Annotated in this window: 15 protein-coding genes and 2 pseudogenes; 4 read left to right on the plus strand and 13 right to left on the minus strand. The window is 45.5% G+C overall.

The features are described from left to right. Nucleotides 1–31: 31 nt before the first annotated feature. The 3 genes and pseudogenes from A8806_RS01990 to A8806_RS02000 form a co-directional block, all read right to left on the minus strand. A complete protein-coding gene (locus tag A8806_RS01990; RefSeq protein WP_109729477.1) occupies nucleotides 32–343 on the minus strand; it encodes an ArsR/SmtB family transcription factor in 312 nt (103 codons plus the stop codon). 92 nt (nucleotides 344–435) lie between these two features. Beyond that, a complete protein-coding gene (locus A8806_RS01995) occupies nucleotides 436–3,066 on the minus strand; it encodes a hybrid sensor histidine kinase/response regulator (RefSeq protein ID WP_109729478.1) in 2,631 nt (876 codons plus the stop codon). A 109-nt stretch (nucleotides 3,067–3,175) separates the two neighbouring features. Beyond that, nucleotides 3,176–4,849, minus strand: a pseudogene (locus tag A8806_RS02000) (two-component system response regulator); the annotation flags it as partial. A 245-nt stretch (nucleotides 4,850–5,094) separates the two neighbouring features. Here A8806_RS02000 and A8806_RS02005 point away from each other — a divergent pair. Next, complete coding sequence (locus tag A8806_RS02005) at nucleotides 5,095–6,552, plus strand: GntR family transcriptional regulator (protein ID WP_109729479.1); 1,458 nt, start codon at nucleotides 5,095–5,097, stop codon at nucleotides 6,550–6,552. Nucleotides 6,553–6,603: 51 nt separating this feature from the next. Here the strand turns inward: A8806_RS02005 and A8806_RS02010 are convergent, their stop codons facing one another. Continuing rightward, nucleotides 6,604–8,817 carry a sensor domain-containing diguanylate cyclase gene (locus tag A8806_RS02010; RefSeq protein WP_109729480.1) on the minus strand — a complete coding sequence of 738 codons (2,214 nt, stop codon included), beginning with the start codon at nucleotides 8,815–8,817 and terminating at the stop codon, nucleotides 6,604–6,606. Nucleotides 8,818–9,232: 415 nt separating this feature from the next. Here A8806_RS02010 and A8806_RS02015 point away from each other — a divergent pair, with 415 nt between their 5' ends. Beyond that, nucleotides 9,233–10,468: a threonine/serine exporter family protein gene (locus A8806_RS02015; protein ID WP_109729481.1), complete on the plus strand. Its 1,236-nt coding sequence runs from the start codon at nucleotides 9,233–9,235 to the stop codon at nucleotides 10,466–10,468. An 82-nt stretch (nucleotides 10,469–10,550) separates the two neighbouring features. Here the strand turns inward: A8806_RS02015 and A8806_RS02020 are convergent, their stop codons facing one another. Next, nucleotides 10,551–10,877, minus strand: a complete 327-nt coding sequence (locus A8806_RS02020) for a DUF6951 family protein (RefSeq protein ID WP_109729482.1) — start codon at nucleotides 10,875–10,877, stop codon at nucleotides 10,551–10,553. Between the two features lie 153 nt (nucleotides 10,878–11,030). Here A8806_RS02020 and A8806_RS02025 point away from each other — a divergent pair, with 153 nt between their 5' ends. Together A8806_RS02025 and A8806_RS02030 are read left to right on the plus strand one after the other, a co-directional pair. Next, the gene (locus tag A8806_RS02025) at nucleotides 11,031–11,405 is read left to right on the plus strand and encodes a BlaI/MecI/CopY family transcriptional regulator (RefSeq protein WP_109729483.1); all 375 of its coding nucleotides are present in this window, start codon (nucleotides 11,031–11,033) and stop codon (nucleotides 11,403–11,405) included. Between the two features lie 13 nt (nucleotides 11,406–11,418). Continuing rightward, on the plus strand, nucleotides 11,419–13,218 hold the full coding sequence (locus tag A8806_RS02030; protein ID WP_109729484.1) for a BlaR1 family beta-lactam sensor/signal transducer: 1,800 nt from the start codon (nucleotides 11,419–11,421) through the stop codon (nucleotides 13,216–13,218). 25 nt (nucleotides 13,219–13,243) lie between these two features. On the opposite strand, the gene rbsK is transcribed toward A8806_RS02030, so the two are convergent. The 8 genes and pseudogenes from rbsK to A8806_RS26725 all read right to left on the minus strand — a co-directional run. After that, nucleotides 13,244–14,137, minus strand: coding sequence for a ribokinase (gene rbsK / locus A8806_RS02035; RefSeq protein ID WP_109729485.1), 894 nt, complete (start codon nucleotides 14,135–14,137; stop codon nucleotides 13,244–13,246). A 9-nt stretch (nucleotides 14,138–14,146) separates the two neighbouring features. Further along, entirely contained in the window at nucleotides 14,147–14,941 is a 795-nt protein-coding gene (locus tag A8806_RS02040; protein ID WP_181368548.1) for an energy-coupling factor ABC transporter ATP-binding protein, read from the minus strand. Next, the gene (locus tag A8806_RS02045) at nucleotides 14,931–15,791 is read right to left on the minus strand and encodes an energy-coupling factor ABC transporter ATP-binding protein (protein ID WP_109729487.1); all 861 of its coding nucleotides are present in this window, start codon (nucleotides 15,789–15,791) and stop codon (nucleotides 14,931–14,933) included. Before A8806_RS02045 ends, A8806_RS02040 begins: the two co-directional genes overlap by 11 nt. A 12-nt stretch (nucleotides 15,792–15,803) precedes the next feature. Then, entirely contained in the window at nucleotides 15,804–16,601 is a 798-nt protein-coding gene (locus tag A8806_RS02050) for an energy-coupling factor transporter transmembrane component T family protein (RefSeq protein ID WP_109729488.1), read from the minus strand. Between the two features lie 12 nt (nucleotides 16,602–16,613). Further along, nucleotides 16,614–17,195, minus strand: a complete 582-nt coding sequence (locus A8806_RS02055; protein WP_109729489.1) for a hypothetical protein — start codon at nucleotides 17,193–17,195, stop codon at nucleotides 16,614–16,616. Between the two features lie 21 nt (nucleotides 17,196–17,216). Further along, on the minus strand, nucleotides 17,217–18,200 hold the full coding sequence (locus A8806_RS02060) for a nucleoside hydrolase (protein WP_109729490.1): 984 nt from the start codon (nucleotides 18,198–18,200) through the stop codon (nucleotides 17,217–17,219). Continuing rightward, the gene (locus A8806_RS02065) at nucleotides 18,201–19,892 is read right to left on the minus strand and encodes a PfkB family carbohydrate kinase (RefSeq protein WP_278321091.1); all 1,692 of its coding nucleotides are present in this window, start codon (nucleotides 19,890–19,892) and stop codon (nucleotides 18,201–18,203) included. Nucleotides 19,893–19,994: 102 nt separating this feature from the next. Then, nucleotides 19,995–20,129, minus strand: a pseudogene (locus A8806_RS26725) (LacI family DNA-binding transcriptional regulator); the annotation flags it as partial. Nucleotides 20,130–20,353 lie beyond the last annotated feature (224 nt).

A 20,353-nucleotide genomic window follows, 5' to 3' on the forward strand; every position in this document is an offset into this window, starting at 1 on the left:
GAAAGATAACACCTCACAATGGAGGTGTTCTTTACTTCATTTGCTCAATATCCTTTTCGATAGATGCAGTCAGATTTTTCAACTGGTCAAGTGCGGTCTTCAAATTCAACTGATAGTATCTTTCTTTTCCTTCCTGACGGACCATTACTAATCCGGTATCCAGCAGTAATTTCAGATGGTGTGATACTGCCGGACGGGACAATGATAACTTTTCAGTAAGTGAAGATACACTTAACTCACGGTTTTCAAACAAAAGCTGTGTAATCTCCTGACGTCTCTCATCCTGAAGCATTGAAAATATAGGAGCACATTCCTTCATGTAAAGCATCGTCTTCTTACTCATAGGTTCTCCTTTTGATATAGGTTTATATGTTTAAACATATATTAGCATCTTATCATATAAAAATCAAGACGGTGATAAAAAATCATTCATTTTCATCCATTCGCTTTACGAATACAGTCTGCAAGTGTCCTGCAGAGCTGTGAAACATCCAGTGGTTTGCTGACATGGGCGTTCATTCCGGCTGCAAGGGCCGCAGAGATATCTTCATTGAATGCATTGGCTGTTGTGGCAATGATTGGAATTGTGAGGGCCATAGGATGGTCTGATGCACGAATACATCTCGCAGATTCATGACCGTCCATGACCGGCATCTGGACATCCATCAAAATGGCGTCGTAATCACCGGGAGCAGAATCAAGGAAGGTATCCAGTGCCTGCTTCCCATCCTCCACGCAGTCAACCTCAGCCCCGTTCATGCGCAGCAGGGTTGCTGTAATCTCCTGATTGAGTATATTATCCTCTGCCATCAGCAGAGAGAAACCATCCAGAAGTTTTCCGACAGATTTATCTTCTGCTCCGGCAGGCAAATGCCCTTTTTGTACCAGCGCCGACTTGATTGCGGCATAAACAGAAGAGCGGTAGAGGGGCTTTGGAAGAAACCCATTCACGCCCGCGGCACGTGCCTCTTCCTCCACTTCTGAAATATCATATGCCGAAATCATCACAATAGGGATGTTATTTCCCACTTCCCTGCGGATACGGCGGGTCACCTCGACACCGTCCATATCCGGCATTTTCCAGTCAATGAGGCAAAGGTCTATATCCCGGCCCTCCCTGTGTGTCTCTTTTACCTGTTTTATAGCCCCGGCACCGGACTGGTACCATTTAGCATCGATCTTTATTTTTTTCAAAAGAACCGCTGTCTGCTCACAAACCTGCTGTTCATCGTCCACAATTATCGCCCGCAGCCCCTGCTGTGCAAAATCAGGCTCTGTCAGACTGCTCTCTTTTCCCTTTTTAAACGGCAGATCAACAATGCATGTAGTTCCCACGCCAGGTTCGCTCTCTATCTGGATCTGGCCGTCCATCAGGGTGACCAGATTACTGGTGATGGACATCCCCAGCCCTGTCCCCCCATAACGTTTCGCAATAGAGGCATCTGCCTGTTCAAACGGCCGGAATATTTTTGCGACGGCCTCCTTCGTCATACCGATTCCGGTGTCAGAAAGAATAAAACGAAGAATATCTGTCGTGTTCCCATTTCTATGGCGTGAGACATCCAGCCGGATTGCGCCTCCCGGTGAAGTAAATTTCACTGCGTTGGAGCTGAGATTCAAAAGGATCTGGTTAAGCCGCAGCGAATCGCCGATAAAAATAGTATCTTCCCCGAATCCTTCCATTGTTTCCTCAAACTCTATCCCCTTTTCTTTCGCCTGCGCGTAAACTGTGGACACAAAACCATTGACCACCTCAAAAATATCAAAAGGTTCCTTCTGCAGCACCATCTTGCTGCTCTCAATCTTTGACATATCGAGTACATCATTAATCAGCATAAGTAAATGTTTAGAGGAAATATTAATTTTAGAGAGACAATCCTCTACTCTGGCGGGATCTTTGACTGAAGCTGCCGCAATGGTGGTCATACCTATGATTGCATTTAAAGGGGTACGTATCTCATGGCTCATCCGCGACAGAAATTCACTCTTTGCCATGTTGGCACGCTCCGCCGCCAGCATAGCGTCCTGCAGGGCCTGACGGGACCGTACCTCATCTGTCCGGTCAGAGAACACCGTAATTAACTGAGGAGTATTTAAATCTTCGACCCGGTAGACCCGGATCAGCATCCAGCATTTTTTCTGGTCTGGTTTCGTGTACTCCACCAGTCTTTCAAACGGGGAATTAAATTGAGGATCTCTGATTCCCTCCTGAATCGCCAGAGTGTCTTCTTCTGACAGCCCCTTGTAAAGGCTTTCTACATTCGGCATATATATCCCAAGAATCCTCTCCAGATTAAGCCCCCGGTAATTGATAACGCCTGTGTTGGCATCCCTGATAATGAATGCATCATCAATGCTCAGCGATAAATTATCAAAGAGCCTGTTCCGGTAAACCAGTTCTTTCCGCTGGCGGTGCAGAACATATTGGGAAACCAGCAGTACGATAATCATCAGCCCCATCAGCACGATAGATCCGGTCAGATTGGTGATCCGCAGTTTCTCTGAAGTCACTCCATACCCCACCTTTTTTGCCTGGGCAATCCCAATAATATCTTCTGTATGGCGAAGTGCCTGATCATAGAGAGGCTGCAGATGTTCCTGGGCATAGTTTTCTATATTTTCCTCCGTAAGCTCCTGCTGTTCACAAAAGGCCAGATAAAGCGTCTGTTCTGTCCGCAAAAGCGCCAGTGTATTCTTAAGCTCTAATACATCTTCTGAATCGCCCAGATATAATTCCTCAATCCGGGAAACAGGTTCTTCCAATAAAGCTGAAAGTTCCTCTAGCTTGCTGTCAGCAATCGCCACATCCTCACTGTTGTGATGGCGCTCCAGCCGCCCTGTCCGAAGGCTCATTTCTGATACATAAAGCTTTACATCACCGGCAGAAATCACCACTTCAAAGGGATGGTTCGATATAATCTCTGTCTGCGCCGCCAGTTTGGCGGAGTTATTAATAGTCATGGCCAGAAAGCAAAGCATCAGCAGAATTAAAATTCCTGTACTGATCACACTTATCCGCTGGCTCCGCCCTACAGAGTTCTTTTTATCCCCCATAATTTTTTGCATCTGTCTTAACTCCTTGCCTTTCCGGCTGCATACTATTCCTTTCCAAATATCTGCCGCCCGTTCATTTTTTTACCTTTAAGTCCATATCATCCGAATGGGTACCTGCATAGGCATTCTGCACCGCAGAATCTGCAGATTCCATAAGCAGTTCAAATTCTTTCACGGGAAGCGGTTTAGAAAAAAAGTATCCCTGCATACAGTCACAGCCGATCTCCCGCAGGCGCTCCAACTGCTCCGCTGTCTCGACACCCTCTGCCACCACATCGAGTGACATCAGGTCGGCAAGGTTTATAATGAAACGCATAATCTCCTGATTGACCGGAGTTACCGGATCATTCTGGATAAATTTCATATCCAGCTTTAAAACATCGACCGGCATCTTATGGAGCATATGCAAAGATGAATATCCGCTTCCAAAATCATCCATCTCCACGACGAACCCCAATTCCCGCAGATTGCTGACAGTCTCGATAATCTGCCGTGGGTTTTCAGTATAGGCACTCTCGGTAATTTCCAAATGAAGCCTTGCAGCCGGCAGGGCGTATTTTCGCAGAAGCCCCGTTAAAATGTCTGCCAGATCTACATTATAGATATCCGCCCGGGACACGTTTACAGAAACAGGCAGGGGAGGCATCCCCCTATTCTCCCAGTCACACATAACAGCACATACTTTTTCCCAGACATACTGGTCCAGCCTTGTAATAAATCCGTTACGCTCAAACAGCGGTATAAACACAGCCGGGGACTGCTGCCCCCACTGCGGATGGTTCCAGCGGACCAGAGCTTCGGCTCCATCCATCCGGCTGTACCTGATATTGTATTTCGGCTGAAGATAAATCTCAAACTGCCCCAGATTCAGGGCCGACTCCATGCTATCAACGATTTCCTGCTCCTTTAACAGTTTTCTGCGAAGGACATCATCGTAATATGCAAAATACTTCTTGTACTGTCCCTTGATACTCCGGGCAGCCAGCAGTGCACGGTCACACATATGTTCTACGGGGACCTCCCTGTTCTCCACCCGGTAAATCCCCCATTTCATCACTATATTCTGTGTCTGGGACATGGCATTGAGCCGGGCGCAGGCATCCTGAAACATACTGACTGTATACTGCCACTTATGCTCTATGATGCATGCAAACTGATCTGCATGGAAATGGCTGCAAATCCCCTTTCCACGGGTCATCTCAGTATACATCTGTGCAGCCATGCAAAGAATGCGGTCCCCTGCTGGAATACCAAATACATCATTGACAAGCTTAAAATTAACAATATCCGAGCAGATGATATCATACTCTTTATCCGGGTTCTGACGCAGGAGTTCCTCCACCTTCTGACAGAAAAAGCCTTTACTGTACAGTCCTGTCAGCCGGTCATACTGATACTCATTCACCAGCGCAGCTGTTTCCCGCAGATGAATAATATTTGCAACCCGGTGCAGGATAATCTGCGGCCTATAGGGCTTGGGCACAAAATCGGCGGCACCACAGGACAAAGCCGTTACCTCTTCAGATTCCCTGTCATTTTGTGTCGTAACAATTACCGGGATTGACGAGAATTCCGGTGTGTCCTTGACGGCAGTAAGGAACTCATATCCGTCCATAACAGGCATGACAAGATCCAGCAGGATGAGAGAAAAACTTCCCGCATACTGCTGTAAACATTCAAGTGCTACCTTCCCGTTTTCCGCCTCCACAAGGTCATAGTCAGGCTTCAGTATCTCACACAGGAGACCACGATTGAGTGCGTTATCTTCTACAACAAGAATTTGTTTTTTTACCATTACTGTCACAGAATTCACCTCTTTACACAGAATGCATCTGATCTGGCCCTGTCTTTATTGCTCACATACATATGTCATTGTTCATATACATATATGATTGAGTATAGCAAATACAAAAGGAAATAGCAACTCTCTATGTAAGCTTAATCACATGTAAACTTAAAGAGATTATAGAAACACAGCATAAAAAATGTTATACTAAATTCACTATCTATTGAATGGCCATTGAAAACGGAGGAATAAGTTTGGAAAACAGTGTAGAATTACGCAGGGTGGTTTACAGCGTCCTGCTTACCCAGATACAATTCGGTATTTATCATTACCGGGAGAAGCTTCCTAATATAGAAGAAACAAGTACACGCCTCTGTGTATCGATTGATACGGCGCGCGCGGCATACCTCAAACTTAAGGAAGAAGGGTATATAACCCTGTCGAAAAATATCGGTGCCACGGTTAAGGTCAACTATGATGCCAACGAAACTGAGCATTTTATCCAGACCTTTTTTTCCGCACGGGAAAAAGCCATGACCGACCTAAAAAACTCCATACTGCCTTTATTAGGTAATGCCCAGTGGACAGGCTTAAAGAATGCATACCCTGAGACACTGCTGGCAATGGAGCAGCTTTATCATCATGAAAATCCCGTAGTACCCTATGCGATGTTGAAGCACCTCAATCAAAAATACCGTTCCCTTGGAAACAGCCTGCTCATGCGTCTTGTCTGGCAGATTTTCATGTTTCTGTATGATCCCTTTTTTGGTATAGAGGAAAATCTCCAGTATTTTGATCAGTCGAGCGGTTATCTGCCGGAGGTCCTGTCGCTTTGCCGTAATAAAGACTGGTACTCACTGCGTATTGAGGTTAATCAATCTATAGAAAGATTGTCATCTGCCCTTTCACAGTTTTACGAGAACAGGATTACTATGTCCCCACCGGAAACGGAGGTTGCTTTTACATGGAGCTCCTATAAAAAAAGCCAGCAGCTTTGTTATTCCATTGCCATGGAACTGCTCATATCAATCAGCCGGGGAGTCTATCCGGCCGGAAGTCTGCTCCCATCGCAGAAGGAACTTGCAAGGCAAAAGGGTGTTTCATTAAGTACCATGCGCAGGGCACTAGAACTCCTTGGCAGCGTCGGGGCGATAAAATCCACCAAATATGTGGGAACACAGGTCCTTTCCTTTGATCAGGCAACAGAAAACAGTGATTTTACTAAGCCGGTCCTCCAGAGACGTCTAATCGATATGGCTGAAAGCATTCAAATGTTCGCATTGTCCTGTCAAAACGTCTCCCTGCTCACGCTCTCGTCTTCCGGCTCCGATTTAGCAGAAGTACTGTGCCGGCAGTTAAGAGAACACAGACAGTTTCAGCGCGGTGAAACCTTATCTTATTTTATATTAGACTTAATCGGAAAATCGGCACCCTGTCAGGCTATCCGCACCGTTTATTCCGAGCTGCTCCGCCAATTCTTTTGGGCCTATGCACTACGCGGAATGGAAAAGGACCAGAATATTATCAATACCATGTACGCCCCTTATTTTGATTCATTAATCGGGTCGTTAGAAAACTTGGATTATTCTCAATTTTCTGCCAGTCTGGAGGCACTTATTGTTTTTGAACTTCGCAAAACTTTAAGTACTATGTCCCGGCTTGGTATACCGGGAGTTGAAAATATTCTGGTCCCGGATACAAACGTTAACTGAGAAAAAAGACCCTGTGGTTCATTTTTACCGCAAGGTCTTTTTTCGTATAATCTATTTTGAGTCATTCTCTTTTCCCTGTATCCGTTTATATTCTGTAATATCGATACAACTGATCAGATACGCGCTGCTGCCGCCCCATTTCATGGTGGAATACTGAACTTTAGTCCAGACGTTATACTGTGGGTTGTAGACTTCCACTGCACCGGTCAGGGGACATGCTTCACATGGAATACTCCTGCCGAAAAAGGCCTGATGGCAGGTCATGCCTGTTTTGGCATACGGGTCAAGCCGGAGTGTCTTTTGATTCAGATACAGCAGTTCATAGTTGTCCTGCCTGATGGCATAAATATAGGCATTCTGCATATCAAGTATCGTGTTGAGCTGGACCAAAATCTGTTCATTACGGTCCGACTCACGCTTTTTCAGTAAAAATGTAGTCAGAATCTGGGCAATCAGCGAGAGTGTGCCTACTTCCTCCTTATTCCACATCCGCAGTCCCGTGCATTCATCGAACCCAATGAAGCCACGGAATTCTTTCCCGTCATACAGCGCACACTGTAGTGTTGAGCAGATATCCTGACTCTCAAAAAGCCGGGTTTGTTCAGGCGTGAGGGACCGGATATCCCGACAATAAAAAACAGATTGATCCTGAAACAGTTCCTTATACCCTTTCACATTTTCATAGGGATAGTGCTGTAAGAACTCCTTCTGGGGCTTAATTCCTTCATTGCACCATTCGTATGTATTGTCGACATATTCTCCATCATCGCTGTTTTCGAACACATAGGCCCTGCTCACATCGAACCGTCTGCCTACGATTTCCAGAATCGCATCCACGGCTATATCGATATCATTTGTATCATACAGGATCTGGAATACATAATTAACCAGATCCCCACATTTGCCCCTTGGAGCTTCATCTGAATCAATGGCGGCGCCCAAAGATGAGTATCCGATCCTGTCCACAGCCTCCATACTCTTGGCATCAAACCGGACATACCGGTTTTTCCCCAGGCTTTTTGCCTGATAAAGTGCCAGATCCGCACAGTGGTAAAGGGTCTGATAATCAGTACCATCTAAAGGATAAATTGACAGTCCAATACTGCAGGTCACCTTAATGGGCTGTTTTTCTCCCTGAAAAAGCTGTTGGAACATCTCTAACAGCTTCCTTGCCTTTTCCTCGGCAACCTGAGCGGAAGGAAGGTCTTTCAGGAACATCGCGAACTCGTCCCCGCCGATCCTGCCTATCACATCTGTCTTTCGCGTCAGCTTCTTCATCCCCGCCGCCAGTTCTGTCAGTACCGCATCTCCCAAAAGATGTCCCTGTCCATCGTTCACTGATTTGAAATTATCTACATCAATGATAAACATAGCACCAACCGACTTGGGATTTCCTGCCAGATACCGCTTTGTCCTCTGCTCTGTTTCAGCATGATTATAAAGTCCGGTAAGGGCGTCCAGCTCCGCGCGTCTGCGCAGGTCTTCCACCATCCTCTTTTCTTCATCAATGTCAGAAATGGTCCCTACTGCACGGAAGGGGACATTTTCTGTGCTGAACTGGGTAGTAGCCCTTATCCGGCACCAGATGTACCTGTCTTCCAATGCCCGGATGCGGACGTCAATAGATGAGTTGGGTGCACCCTTTCTGACTGTTTCCATAAACGCGGCCATAGGATCAATATCATCGGGATAAAAGTTATGCAGAATTTCTTCCTTCTGCAGACTTCCATCATAGCGCGGGGCATATCCAAACTTTTCCAGCCAATTAGGAGAAATAGATATGGAATCTGAGGTAAAATCCCATTCGAAAATAATATCGGAGGATTGGCTCATAATAATTTCCAGATGTTCCAATGACAGGCGCAGCTTCTCCTGTGCATCCCGTACTTCAGTAAGATCCAGAAAAATACAGAAAAAACGTTCTTCCTGTTCGTCCCCAAAAAGCTGGGCACTATTGGCTGTCCACTTGTAGGTACCGTCCTTGCACAAGACACGATAGCTTAAGGAAAGTTTATTTCCTTTGTTCATTTGCCGGTCGACCTCTATAAGAAAATTCTGCCGGTCTGACGGATGAACCAGGCTGAGGAACTGATTTTGAAACCTTTCATCCAGTTCTTCCCTGGTAAATCCGAACATATTAAGAAAACCATCATTGACCTCAATAATGGTATAAACGCTGTTATTCCTGCATTGCATGACTCCGCCGGGAATAAGATTTAAGAGGGCCTCACATTCAGGGCTGAGCCCTTTCAGCAGTCTTCTCATGTTTGCCTCCTCACGATCCCAAATCCGCCTGCCGCTCTCATTACGGTTACCGGATTACTATCCGCTATGATAAAATAGCTTTTTCCAAAAACTCTCTAATTGTTCATATACATATTTATTTGCTATTTAGTATATCAAAAGGCTCAATAAATATCAATAGGGCATGAAGAATCACTGTCATTCAAATACTCCTGAAGCTGTTCCTTCCAGTACCGGCTGTCTTCCTCAGATTTCCTGTATTATTATACCTTTTTATATTATAAATGTAAACAAAAGCCACTTTTATTACAGCATATCTCCTCTTTATATAGAATTTATGCAGATTTTTGATAGGTAAAGGAAATTTTTGTTGACACCTGCCAAAACAATGCTATGATTACATCATGTGATATTATAAAAAGCAGGGGGCGACGTGATGGATTATAATAAGATAGTACAGGGTATTCTTGATATCGGAGAAGCGATGCTTGTGTGCGGAGCAGAGAATTTCAGACTGGAAGACAGTCTTTACAGGATGTGCAGGAGTTATGGATTTAAGCAGTATGATGTGTTTGCCATCCCCAGCAACATCCAGATAACGGTAGAAACGCCGGAAGGTGAAATCATTACCCAGATCCGGCACATTGAATCGACCGACATTGATTTCGACAGGCTGGACTATCTGAATAATCTGTCCAGATTTGTCTGTCAGAATAAACCGGATGAACAGCAGATGCGCGAAAAGTATGAAGAGGTCATGAACAGGCCGCCGCAGAAGCCATATACAAAATATTTTGCTGCTGTAATGGGTGGTACCGGGTTTGCGGTCTTTTTTGGGTGTAATTTTCAGGATGCAATTGTTGCAGTAATTGTATCGCTTATGATCGTTATCGTGGGAGGGTGGCTTAGCAAAAGGGAAGAAAACCTGATGGTATATAACCTGATCCTGTCTTTTTTCTCGGAGGTTATCATTCTTCTGTCGGTCCACCTCGGACTAGGGAGCCATCCTGAGAGAATTATGATCGGTATCGTTATGCTGCTGATCAGCGGGCTTAGTACTACGAACGGGATTCGGGATGTGCTCCAGAGGGATTTCATCTCCGGCTCGATCAATATCATGAATTCGATACTCGGTGCTGCCGGTATCGCATGTGGTACTGCGCTTGCCCTTCTTCTTTTCAAAGAGGTATCACCGGAAGGCTATATATTGAACAATAACCTTACCATCCAGTTGATATCCTGTACGGTTGCCTGTATCGGATTTGCCTTCTGGTTTAAAATCCGCGGAAGGCAGGTTGTCTACTCAGGTGTAGGTGCATTCATCACATGGGGGATTTATGTGGCAGTCTATTATTTCTGGCCAAGCAACTTTTTAGCAACACTGGTGGCATCCGTCTTCGTTGCACTTTATGCGTTTATCATGTCCCGAATTAACCGGGCGCCGTCCACAATCTTTCTGACCGCCTCCGTATTCCCGCTGATCCCGGGACCCAATCTCTATTATATGATGTACGGATGTGTGAGCAGGGACTATAATATGGCAATTGATGAAACGATTATTCTGCTTGTCACTTGTCTGGCCATCGCTTTCGGATTTAACATCGTAGATATCCTATCGAGGTCAGTGATGAAACTTTTAAAAAGAGACTACCATATAGGGAAGAATTCGTAGTCAGAATAGAAATGATTACATAAGAACTTATTTTTACCAGAAAAGCTATCGTATCCGTGCTGAATACGATAGCTTTTCTTTTTTATTCATCCTTCATAAATGTAATAGACACATCCTTCGGCAGCGCCAGTTTGCATTCCACTTCAATGCATTTGATAACCCCTGCGATAGCAGGGCAGGATGCATGTCCCGGCATGTGCTCTTCTGCATATTCATACAACGGTCCGGTTCCCGGTTTCCCCAGACAGACATCATATGCATCCCATGTGTCACCCAATACCTCTGTCATCTTCGCAATAGATTCGCAGGCAGATGAGATTTTCACCTGTACTTCCATCCCGTCCTCTGACACGGCCTCTACTCTTGTTTCTAAATTACACGGTCCCGGCTGAATCTTTACTTTTGTCATTCGTATACCTCCATTTCGATTACACAGACTTCTGTAAATAGTACCCTAATTATATTCCCTCTCTGCCAGCCGCGTCAATCTAATCTGCATTGACAGAAAGCTTTTCCGCCGGTATAATATTTTTATTACATATGTAAGATTTGGAGGGTGCTTATGAAATCTTTACCTCAGATTACCGAAGCAGAATACGAAGTAATGAAAGTTGTTTGGGCCCGTGCGCCGATCAGTACGAATGATGTGACAGAACATCTGACAAAGATAACCGACTGGAAGCCGAAGACGATCCAGACACTGCTGAAACGTCTCGTAAACAAGGGCGCCCTGACTTATGAGAAGCAGGGCCGGGTGTTCGTCTACACCCCTTTAGTTGGAGAACATGAGTATATCAGCCAGGAAAGCAGTACCTTCCTGAACCGTTTTTTTCACGGCGATATCACTGCTATGGTATCCTCTTATCTGGAAAATGAACACCTGACAGAAAGTGAAATCGACTCGCTTCGTTCTCTCCTCTTTGAGGAAAAGGAATAAGGAGGAAAATAATTTGGCCGCATTCAGCATCCGGTTTTTGATCAGCAATCTCTATATTGCCTTGTTTATAGCCATCTTGTATATGGTGAAACATCTCATGAAGAAGCAGTTATCCGGACGTACGCAGTACCGGCTCTGGTTCTTCATGCTGTTTCTTCTGCCTTTTCCTTTCCTGCCTTTTCAACCTGCCGGTTTTTTCAGGATCTCCTCATGGATTTCCTCGCTGCAGAGGACCTCTTTGCATAATGCAGCTTCCGGGCAGCCCGCGGTTACAGGCCTGAACGTTGCTGCTACGGAACTGACAAGAGATCTCAGTGTATCCGTCACTGGTAATCCTGACCATCTTGGAACGGCAATACTCGGTCTCTGGCTTTTCGGAATAGGTATCATGATTCTATATTTTTCTTATATGAAGATACATATGCACCGGATAGAACGCACTGCACTTCCTCTTCAGAATAAAGAGGCCAAAAGACTTTATGAGGACTGTATGAAGGAACTGTTTATCCGCAGAGAAATACCGGTATACACTACTGCCTATATCAGCTCACCATTTACGGCCGGGATCCTGACCCCCCGCATTTACCTGCCCCTCCATCTGGTTTCAGACTTTTGCGGCAGTGATATGAGGTACATGTTCCTGCACGAGCTCCAGCACTATAAGCACAAGGACTCTCTCCTGAATTTCTTTATGAATCTGTCACTTACCGTATACTGGTTCAATCCGCTTGTATGGTTTGCATTAAAGCGTATGCGCGATGAACGGGAAGTGGCGTGTGACTCTTCCGTTTTGCAGATGCTTGGGGAAGATGAGTATAAGAATTATGGAATGGTCCTATTGAATTTTGCACGGAAGATGTCTGAAAGAACCATTCCTTTTGTTTCAGAAATGGGTGGAAACAAGAGTCATATAAAGGAGCGTATCTTAAATATTGCCTCTTACCACCAGTGCAGCACTAAGGAAAAGGTAAAAGGCATCTGCATCTGTATACTGGCAGCTGCCCTTTTGTTTACCTTTATCCCGCTGCTCCCTGCCCATGCCGAAAGCAGCGATTACGCCCCGGTCCCGGCAGGAACAGAAGACATCTCCTATGCAGACCTGCGTTCCCACTTTGGAACATATGATGGAAGCTTCGTGCTTTTTGATGCCTCTTCCAAGCATTGGACAATCTATAATAAGGGCCTTGCACAGACTCGTTTTTCACCGGACTCTTCCTATAAAATATATGATGCACTGCAGGGTCTGGAGGCCGGGATCATCACACCCGGAAATTCGCAGATGGCTTGGGATGGAAGTACGTACCCATTCGATTCCTGGATGGCAGACCAGAATCTGGATACTGCCATGCATAACTCAGTCAACTGGTATTTCCAGTCCATTGACAGCAGACTGGACAGAGCTTCCGTAAAAGAGTACCTCCACAGAATCGGTTATGGTAATGAACAGGTGTCCGGGGACCTTACCACCTACTGGCTGGAATCTGATCTAAAAATTTCGCCTTCTGAACAGGTGGCTCTTTTGAGAGACTTCTATTATAACAAATTCGGGTTCGCCCCGGAAAACATTGAGGCAGTGAAGAAAGCAATTCTCACTGCCTCTGGCCCTGATGGCTCCCTGTATGGAAAGACAGGCACCGGGCAGATCGACGGGCAGGAAATCCGGGGCTGGTTCATTGGATTCATTGAGCGGTCCGAGAATCCGGTCTTCTTCGCCTGCTATATACAGGATGAGGAAGAAGCTACGGGAAGCAGGGCCTCCGATATCACATATTCTATACTGAAAGACATGAATATCTGGACCCCGGAGCCATAAGACTAATCATCGTTTCTGCTTTTTGTCAGGCTTCTTCCAAAACCCTTTCCACATCAGCCAATGCCGGCATTCCCGACTGGGCCCCGTATTTCTGTACGGAAAGCCCTGCTGCCGCATTGGCAAATCTCAGTGCCTCTTTCTCACTCATATTTTTAGATAGCCCCACGCAGAAGGCGCCATTTAAAGTATCCCCTGCCCCCGTTGTGTCCTTCACATCCACCTTCATGGCCGGAATGGTAATGATCCCCTCTTCTTTAAGGTTTACGCTGACCCCTTTTTCTCCCCGGGTCACGACCAGTTTTTCGGGGTAATGCATAAGAAGGTCATCCATGCTTTCTGCTTTTTCTCCCCAGATTACTCCTGCTTCATGCTCATTTGGTGTCATATAGGTGATCATATCCAGAAGCTCTCTGTCCAGTGTTCTCGCCGGCGCAGGGTTCCAGATGATCTTCTTATTGCATTTATGACACATACGGATCACATACTCTACCGTTTCTTCCGGTATCTCATTTTGTAGGACAATGATATCGGCTTTCAGTATACTTTCCCTGTTGGCCTCTGCATAAGCTATACTGACACAGTCATTAGCCCCTGCTATGATCACAATCGTGTTATCGCCCTCACCGACAGTTATGACAGCCTGTCCCGTTGGCACACCCTCCACAGTCTGTATTTTTTCTGTATTTACTCCACACGATGACATATGGTCAATCAATTCTTTTCCAACCGCATCATTTCCTGTGCAGCCGTACATCGTAACACTGGCCCCAAGTTTTGCCATCGCAACTGCCTGGTTTGCCCCCTTTCCACCCGGCTGGTACTCTATCCCGCCGCCCGCGATTGTTTCTCCTTTCCGTGGAATCCTGTCCGCATGAACAATCATATCCATGTTCATACTTCCTACTACAGCTATTTCCATATTCTTCTCCTATCTTAATGCATTTGTAAGTTCTTCCCGGAACAAGATGCTGCCCGGCAGGTTCAGCCGCTCTGCCACCTGTGCAATCTGTGGCTTTTTGATTCTGGACTCCTCCACAATCGCAGAGTTCCAGAAAATCTCCTTGGCAGTTCCGTCCGCTATAATGTTCTTGTGTGCCATTGCTACAATCCTCGGGAAATTTTTTGCAACAAAATCCATGTCATGCGTTATGGCAATCACACCGGTCCCATCCCTTTTCAGTTCTTTGATAATATTCTCAAGAATCTCATTCCCCCGCTTATCCTGGCCAGCCGTCGGTTCATCCAGAATCAGGTATTTTGGCTGTGTCGCGATAATCGCTGCAATTGCTACAAACTTCCGGATTGCATAAGGAATATCAAGAGGGTTCATTTTCAGATAATGACTGATTCCTGTCATTTCAATCGCCCTGCTGCTTCTCTTTTTCACCTCTTCTTCTGAAAGCTTCATATAACGCGGCATATATTCTATCTCTGCAAGCGCCGTACTATTGAAGATCTGGTCATCTGGATTCTGGAAGACATATCCCACCGTTTTCGAAATCCACGCACAGCTTTTTTCCTTTGTATTCACGCCGTCAACCAGCACATCCCCCTTCGATGGCTTATTCAGACCGTTCATCAGCTTCACGGCTGTCGTTTTCCCCGCACCATTCTGCCCGACGATCGACAGAAGTTCTCCGTCCTTTATAACAAGATTCAGACCCTCATTTGCCACATATCCGTTCGGATAGGCAAAGGAAACATCCTTAAGTTCAATTGCCATCAGTCATACGCCCCCTTTCCCTGACAAGCCTGACCGCCTGTTCTACTGTAATCGGAATCTCCGGAAGCGGCATCCCTGCCCCGCCCATCTCATGCCCCCACACTGCTACCTGGGGAATCAAAGCACCATAATCCAGTAATTCCATTCTGGAGAGGATATCCTTCGTCTCACCTGAGCACACAATCTGTCCCTTCTCCATCACGATAATCTCGTCACAATACTCTGCAATCAGATCGATTTTATGTTCAACCAGAATGATTGTTTTTCCGGCCTGTTTCAGCTTTCTGATAATCTCAAACACGTTTTCCGTCCCCTGCGGGTCCAACTGGCTGGTTGGCTCATCAATGACAAGCATATCGTTATCCATCACTATGATGGATGCGAATGCAACTCTCTGCCGCTGGCCCCCGGAAAGCTCATTCGGGTTTTTTGTCATCAGATCCTCTATCCCCAGCAGTTCCAGCACATCCTCCACCTTCCGGATGATCTCATTTTTTTCAACTCCAAGATTCTCCAGTCCCATCGCCACTTCTTCGAAAACAGTACTTTTGATCCCGCTCATCTGATTAAACGGATTCTGAAAAACATAGCCAATCTTCACTGCCAGTTCTTCTACATTATGCTCCTTGATGTCTGTCCCGAAAACCTTCGCGCTGCCTTCCAGCTCACCATTATAAAAGTGGGGAATCAGCCCTCTGATCAGATTACACAATGTTGTTTTTCCTCCGCCGTTTTCACCGATCAGGCCATAAAATTTCCCTTCTTCAAACTGGAAATTGATTTCTTTCAGGGCATATTCATCCGTCAGAGGATACTTATAATTTACGTTCTTAAATTCTGCAACAACCATCTTCAATCCTCCTTATCCGAATACCTGATAAATCTTAAATACAACCAGAAGTACAAAACAAATATCTGTCAGAATCACGACAACCTTTTCTGGGAGCGGCACCGGCCGCAGTTCTCTTAAAAAGGTGTGTCCGCATTTCACGGAAAAAGCTCTCGCATCCATCGCAATTGATTTTTCTTCCGTACTTGAAATAGCTCCAAGGACAAGCGGTCCCAGAATCGGGAAAAATGCTTTAATTCTGTTAAGGACATTCCCTTCTGTCTCAATGCCGCGGGCTTTCTGGGATTCCATGATCAGGTCCGTGTTCTTTTTCAAGTCAATAATTGTCTGAAATGAGGCCAGCACAATATACGATATTTCATGCGAAACGCCCTTTTTTTCCAACGCATACATCAGGTCCCGCATCTCTGTCGTTACAAAGAACAAAACGATTGCACCGGAAAATCCAAGCAGGTAGGAAGCTGTGTTCAAACCGTTGATGAGCGCTTCCTTTGTAACAGGAAGCACCCCGAACAGTTCAAATAATACCGTCGTTCCGGACACGGAAAACTGACGGATGACCAGTGTGAAAAATCCAAAGATCAGTACAATCACACTGAATGGTTTCATAAACTGTTTTCCCCGTCCAACTGCAAACGCAAGTATACAGAACAGGATACACAGGCTGAATCCATATTTCCAGTTATTCAGCAGCATACTGGAAAATCCGAGGGCCAACAATATATTCAGTTTTGACAAAGGATTAAAATTGATAAACCAATTGTCAAACTTCTGATATTCCCGAAATGAATCAATAAAACTTTTCTCCACGCTTTTCACTCCTTATTTTTTGATATAAACATTTCCAAGACGCAGTTTCACAAGGAACCGGTTTGGCATACTCTTCAGGATAAAGAAGGTTGCCAGAATTGCCAGGAATTTATCCGCAACATCCATACAGATCGCTGCGACCATTTCTGCCAGGAATTTCGGCAGCCCGACTACAGAATGCAGCGGAATTGCAAAAAGCGCTGTTGTATCCGTTGCAAAGTTGAAACCAAACAGAATCCATGTAATGCAGGAGTTCATGACTCCCCCGATCAGTGCAAATAAGAATGCGGCCAGGATGGACTTCCATAAGGTACAGAATACTTTCCGCTTAGACAGGTATGCTGCCAGTACACCATAGATTGCACTGATGACCCCGTACCAGATATATGTAGGATATGTAATCGAATTGATGGTATTAGAAATAACACCGACTACTGCGCCGGGCAGTCCCCCACAGAGGGCACCCACCACGATGGTTCCTATCGCGTCCAGATACACCGGCAGTTTCAGGAGCATCGCGATTTGTGCTCCGATAAAGTTAAGTGCCACGCCGATAGGGATCAGAAATACTGATAATTTGTCCATTTTTTTCATATTGATTTTCTCCTTTTCCTTTTATCTTGTCAGCTTCTCAACCAGGTCCTCCAGAAGATTATCCCGGTTGATATAATATACATACTTATAAAAGTGGCCGTCTTTCCTGACTGAATACCGGTTGTCATATTCCGGAACCGGGGCATATTCGATCCGGTCATTCATCAGGTCTTTCCCAATCAGCCAGCCGACTGCCGTCACATCCCATATCGGCCTGCTCCAGGTTTTCCCTGCACCGCATGAGACAGCCTCCTGTTCCGTAAAATCTGCCAGATAATCACAAAGTGGATTTTTCCCCCGCAAATGAGTTTCCAGTTCCGGCCCGCTGACGGTAAATGCAGAAACCACACCCATACACGGAAGCTGGACGAGAGGGACCCCGCATCCGAATACAACCCTTGCACCTGCAATGTCCTGATACAAATTATATTCCCTGTTATTGGGCCAGTCATGGGCATTTCCGCCCAGCCAGACAAGAACGATCCGATTGATAATCTCCGGGTTCATCAGAATTGCAGATGCAACATTTGTTATGGCTGCAATCGCTACCACATACAAGGGATGCTCTTCGGAATAGTTCATGGCACGCTTGGCGAGATCTCTGGCTGCGTCTGAAACCACGGGTGTATGTTCATCCTGCAGGTAGTCTTCTGAACCTTTATAAACACTCCCGTACATATCCTCCCGTCCCATCAGTTCCAGCACATGTCTAATTTCCTCATAGCTCTTTTCCATGCCATCCTTCGGCCCGTCTGACTTACAGTTTGTAAAGGGTGCTGCGTAGATAGCTTTTACCCGGACCGATTCTTCAGATTTCAACATATAGGCCAGTGCATACTGGTCATCTATTTCATTGTAAGTATCCGTATCAAGCACAGCATCCACGATCTCACCGGGTTTTTCCAGCCGTTTCAGAATCCGGATATTGCGCTCACTCTGAAACACTCCGCCCTCAGATAGTCCTGCAAACTCCTCCCATTCCTTCTTCAATTCTTCATTTACCATTTAACCTGCCTCCCTTTCATCCTTTTTCAAATATTTTGAATAAATTTCTTCTTCATAGATGTCCACCGCTTTTCTGTCCGGCAGTGCAGGCTGGACTCCATATCTGGTCACACTCAGGCCGGATGCATAGATCGCGAATCCTATAGACTGTATGATGTTCTTGCCCTCGCTGAGATAAACCGCCAAAGCACTTATGAAGGAATCTGCACCCCCTGTCGTATCTACCGGTTCGAACCCTGTCCCTTCAAAATACATGGACGTCCCTGCATTCCTGAAATAACAGCCCCTTGCCCCAAGCGTAACGATCACATTGCCGATTCCCTTTTCAAGCAGCATCTCGGCCTTTTCCTCCAGACTGTTTCCGTTTGGCATAAATATATTTAATTCATGCTCATTCGGTACAAAATAATCAACATACAGGAGAAGTTCCTCTTTAATCTTTTCGACTGCTGATGGTTTCAGTATCACCTCTGTTTTATTTCTCTTGCAGAATTTCATGGTATATTCTGCGATGTCTCCCGGAATTTCCAGAGACAGCAGACAGTATTTTGCACTCTCAAACAAATATTTGAAACGGTTGATGTGGGAAATGCTTAAATTCCGGTTCGCCCCCGGATATACCACAATCGTACTTTCCCCGGACCGCTCTACATTAATGTATGCTTTACCGCTTGGCATTGCGTTATCGAAAAGTACGCCGTCCATGTGCACATGATTCTCCGTCAGGCTCGTATAAAGCTGTTTGCCGTCCATATCATTTCCGAGACATCCGATCATGTAGACCTGACCTCCCAGCTTGCCGACGCCGACAGCCTGGTTTCCGCCTTTTCCGCCTGGATATACATAGACCCTCTCGGCAATCTGTGTTTCCCCATTGACAGGAATTCTGGATACCTCAATCGTCACATCCATATTCATACTGCCTACCACAATGATTTTTTCCCCCTGCTTTGTCTGGGCCGGTTCTGCAATACTTCCCCGCTCTGTAACCGATGGCGGATATCTCCTCATAACCTCAATTTGTTTCTCATTCTGAATCATTTCAGTCAGGTATTCCACCGCATCTCTAGCCATGTTTTCAGCAGGAAGCTTCACTGTGGTTATTCCATTTCCCAGCATCTCCATCAGCCTGTCGTCACCGACTGCAATTACGGACAGTTCGTCCGGAATCACCGTACGGCTTCTCTCCAGCACCTTGCAGACACAATAGGCAATCTCCTGTGACCCGCAGACAACCGCTGTCACGTTCTCGCTCATGCACTGGCTGACCCCATATTTTTCAATCTCTTTAACCGTTTCTCCTTCATATATCCATACCGGCTGTACCGGGAAATTGTTATCCTGCATTGCCTGTTTATATCCATTCAGAATACTTCTTTCGTTTTTGTAAATAATACATGCGATTTTTTGATGCCCTGCCCTGATAAGACGTTCAGCCGCAAGCTTTCCCGCTTCCGAAAGCCGGTAATAGAAAGTTGCTTTCTGCCGTTCATCAAACTCCTTTGTACAGGACAGGTAGACCGATGCATTTTCAAATTTTGTGCCCGTGATCAGCTGCTCTGAATCAAGCAGAATGCCTGCAATCTTTCTGCGCGCCATCTCATCGACACCCTGTTTCATTTCCTTTATCCCGTCCACATAGCTGACAGCCAGATTAAACCCTGCCTCCCGGGCCGCTTTCTCAGCGCTCATCACAAGTGCTTCCCGCTCTCTGTTATCCTTTCTCACCAGAAAACCAAGTAAATGATTCTTCAGACCTTCTTTTTCCCGGTATTTCAAATACGGAACATAATTCTCTTCCTCTATTACCTTCAGGACCTTCCTCTTAGTCTCCTCACTGATATCCTTATCTTTGCCATTCATTACTTTTGAAACTGTCGATGCAGATACGCCGGCAAGTTTCGCAATATCATTTATATTCATCTTTACCTCCTTTCGTTTATTTTGTTATTCAACAAGTTTAGTAAATTATTTTTGTTGTTTGAATCTTATCATTTTATGAATTTTAAATCAATATTTCTATTGAACGAAAGTATTTTCCGACACATTCAACAAAACCACTGGTTTCCGAAACATTTTTTGCTCCATAGTTTCTGGTAAAATTGCCGATGAAAATTTCTTATATTTTCGCAGAAAAAAAGCGCACTAAAAAA

Source organism: Faecalicatena orotica (genome assembly GCF_003149245.1).
GTDB lineage: Bacteria > Bacillota > Clostridia > Lachnospirales > Lachnospiraceae > Faecalicatena_A > Faecalicatena_A orotica.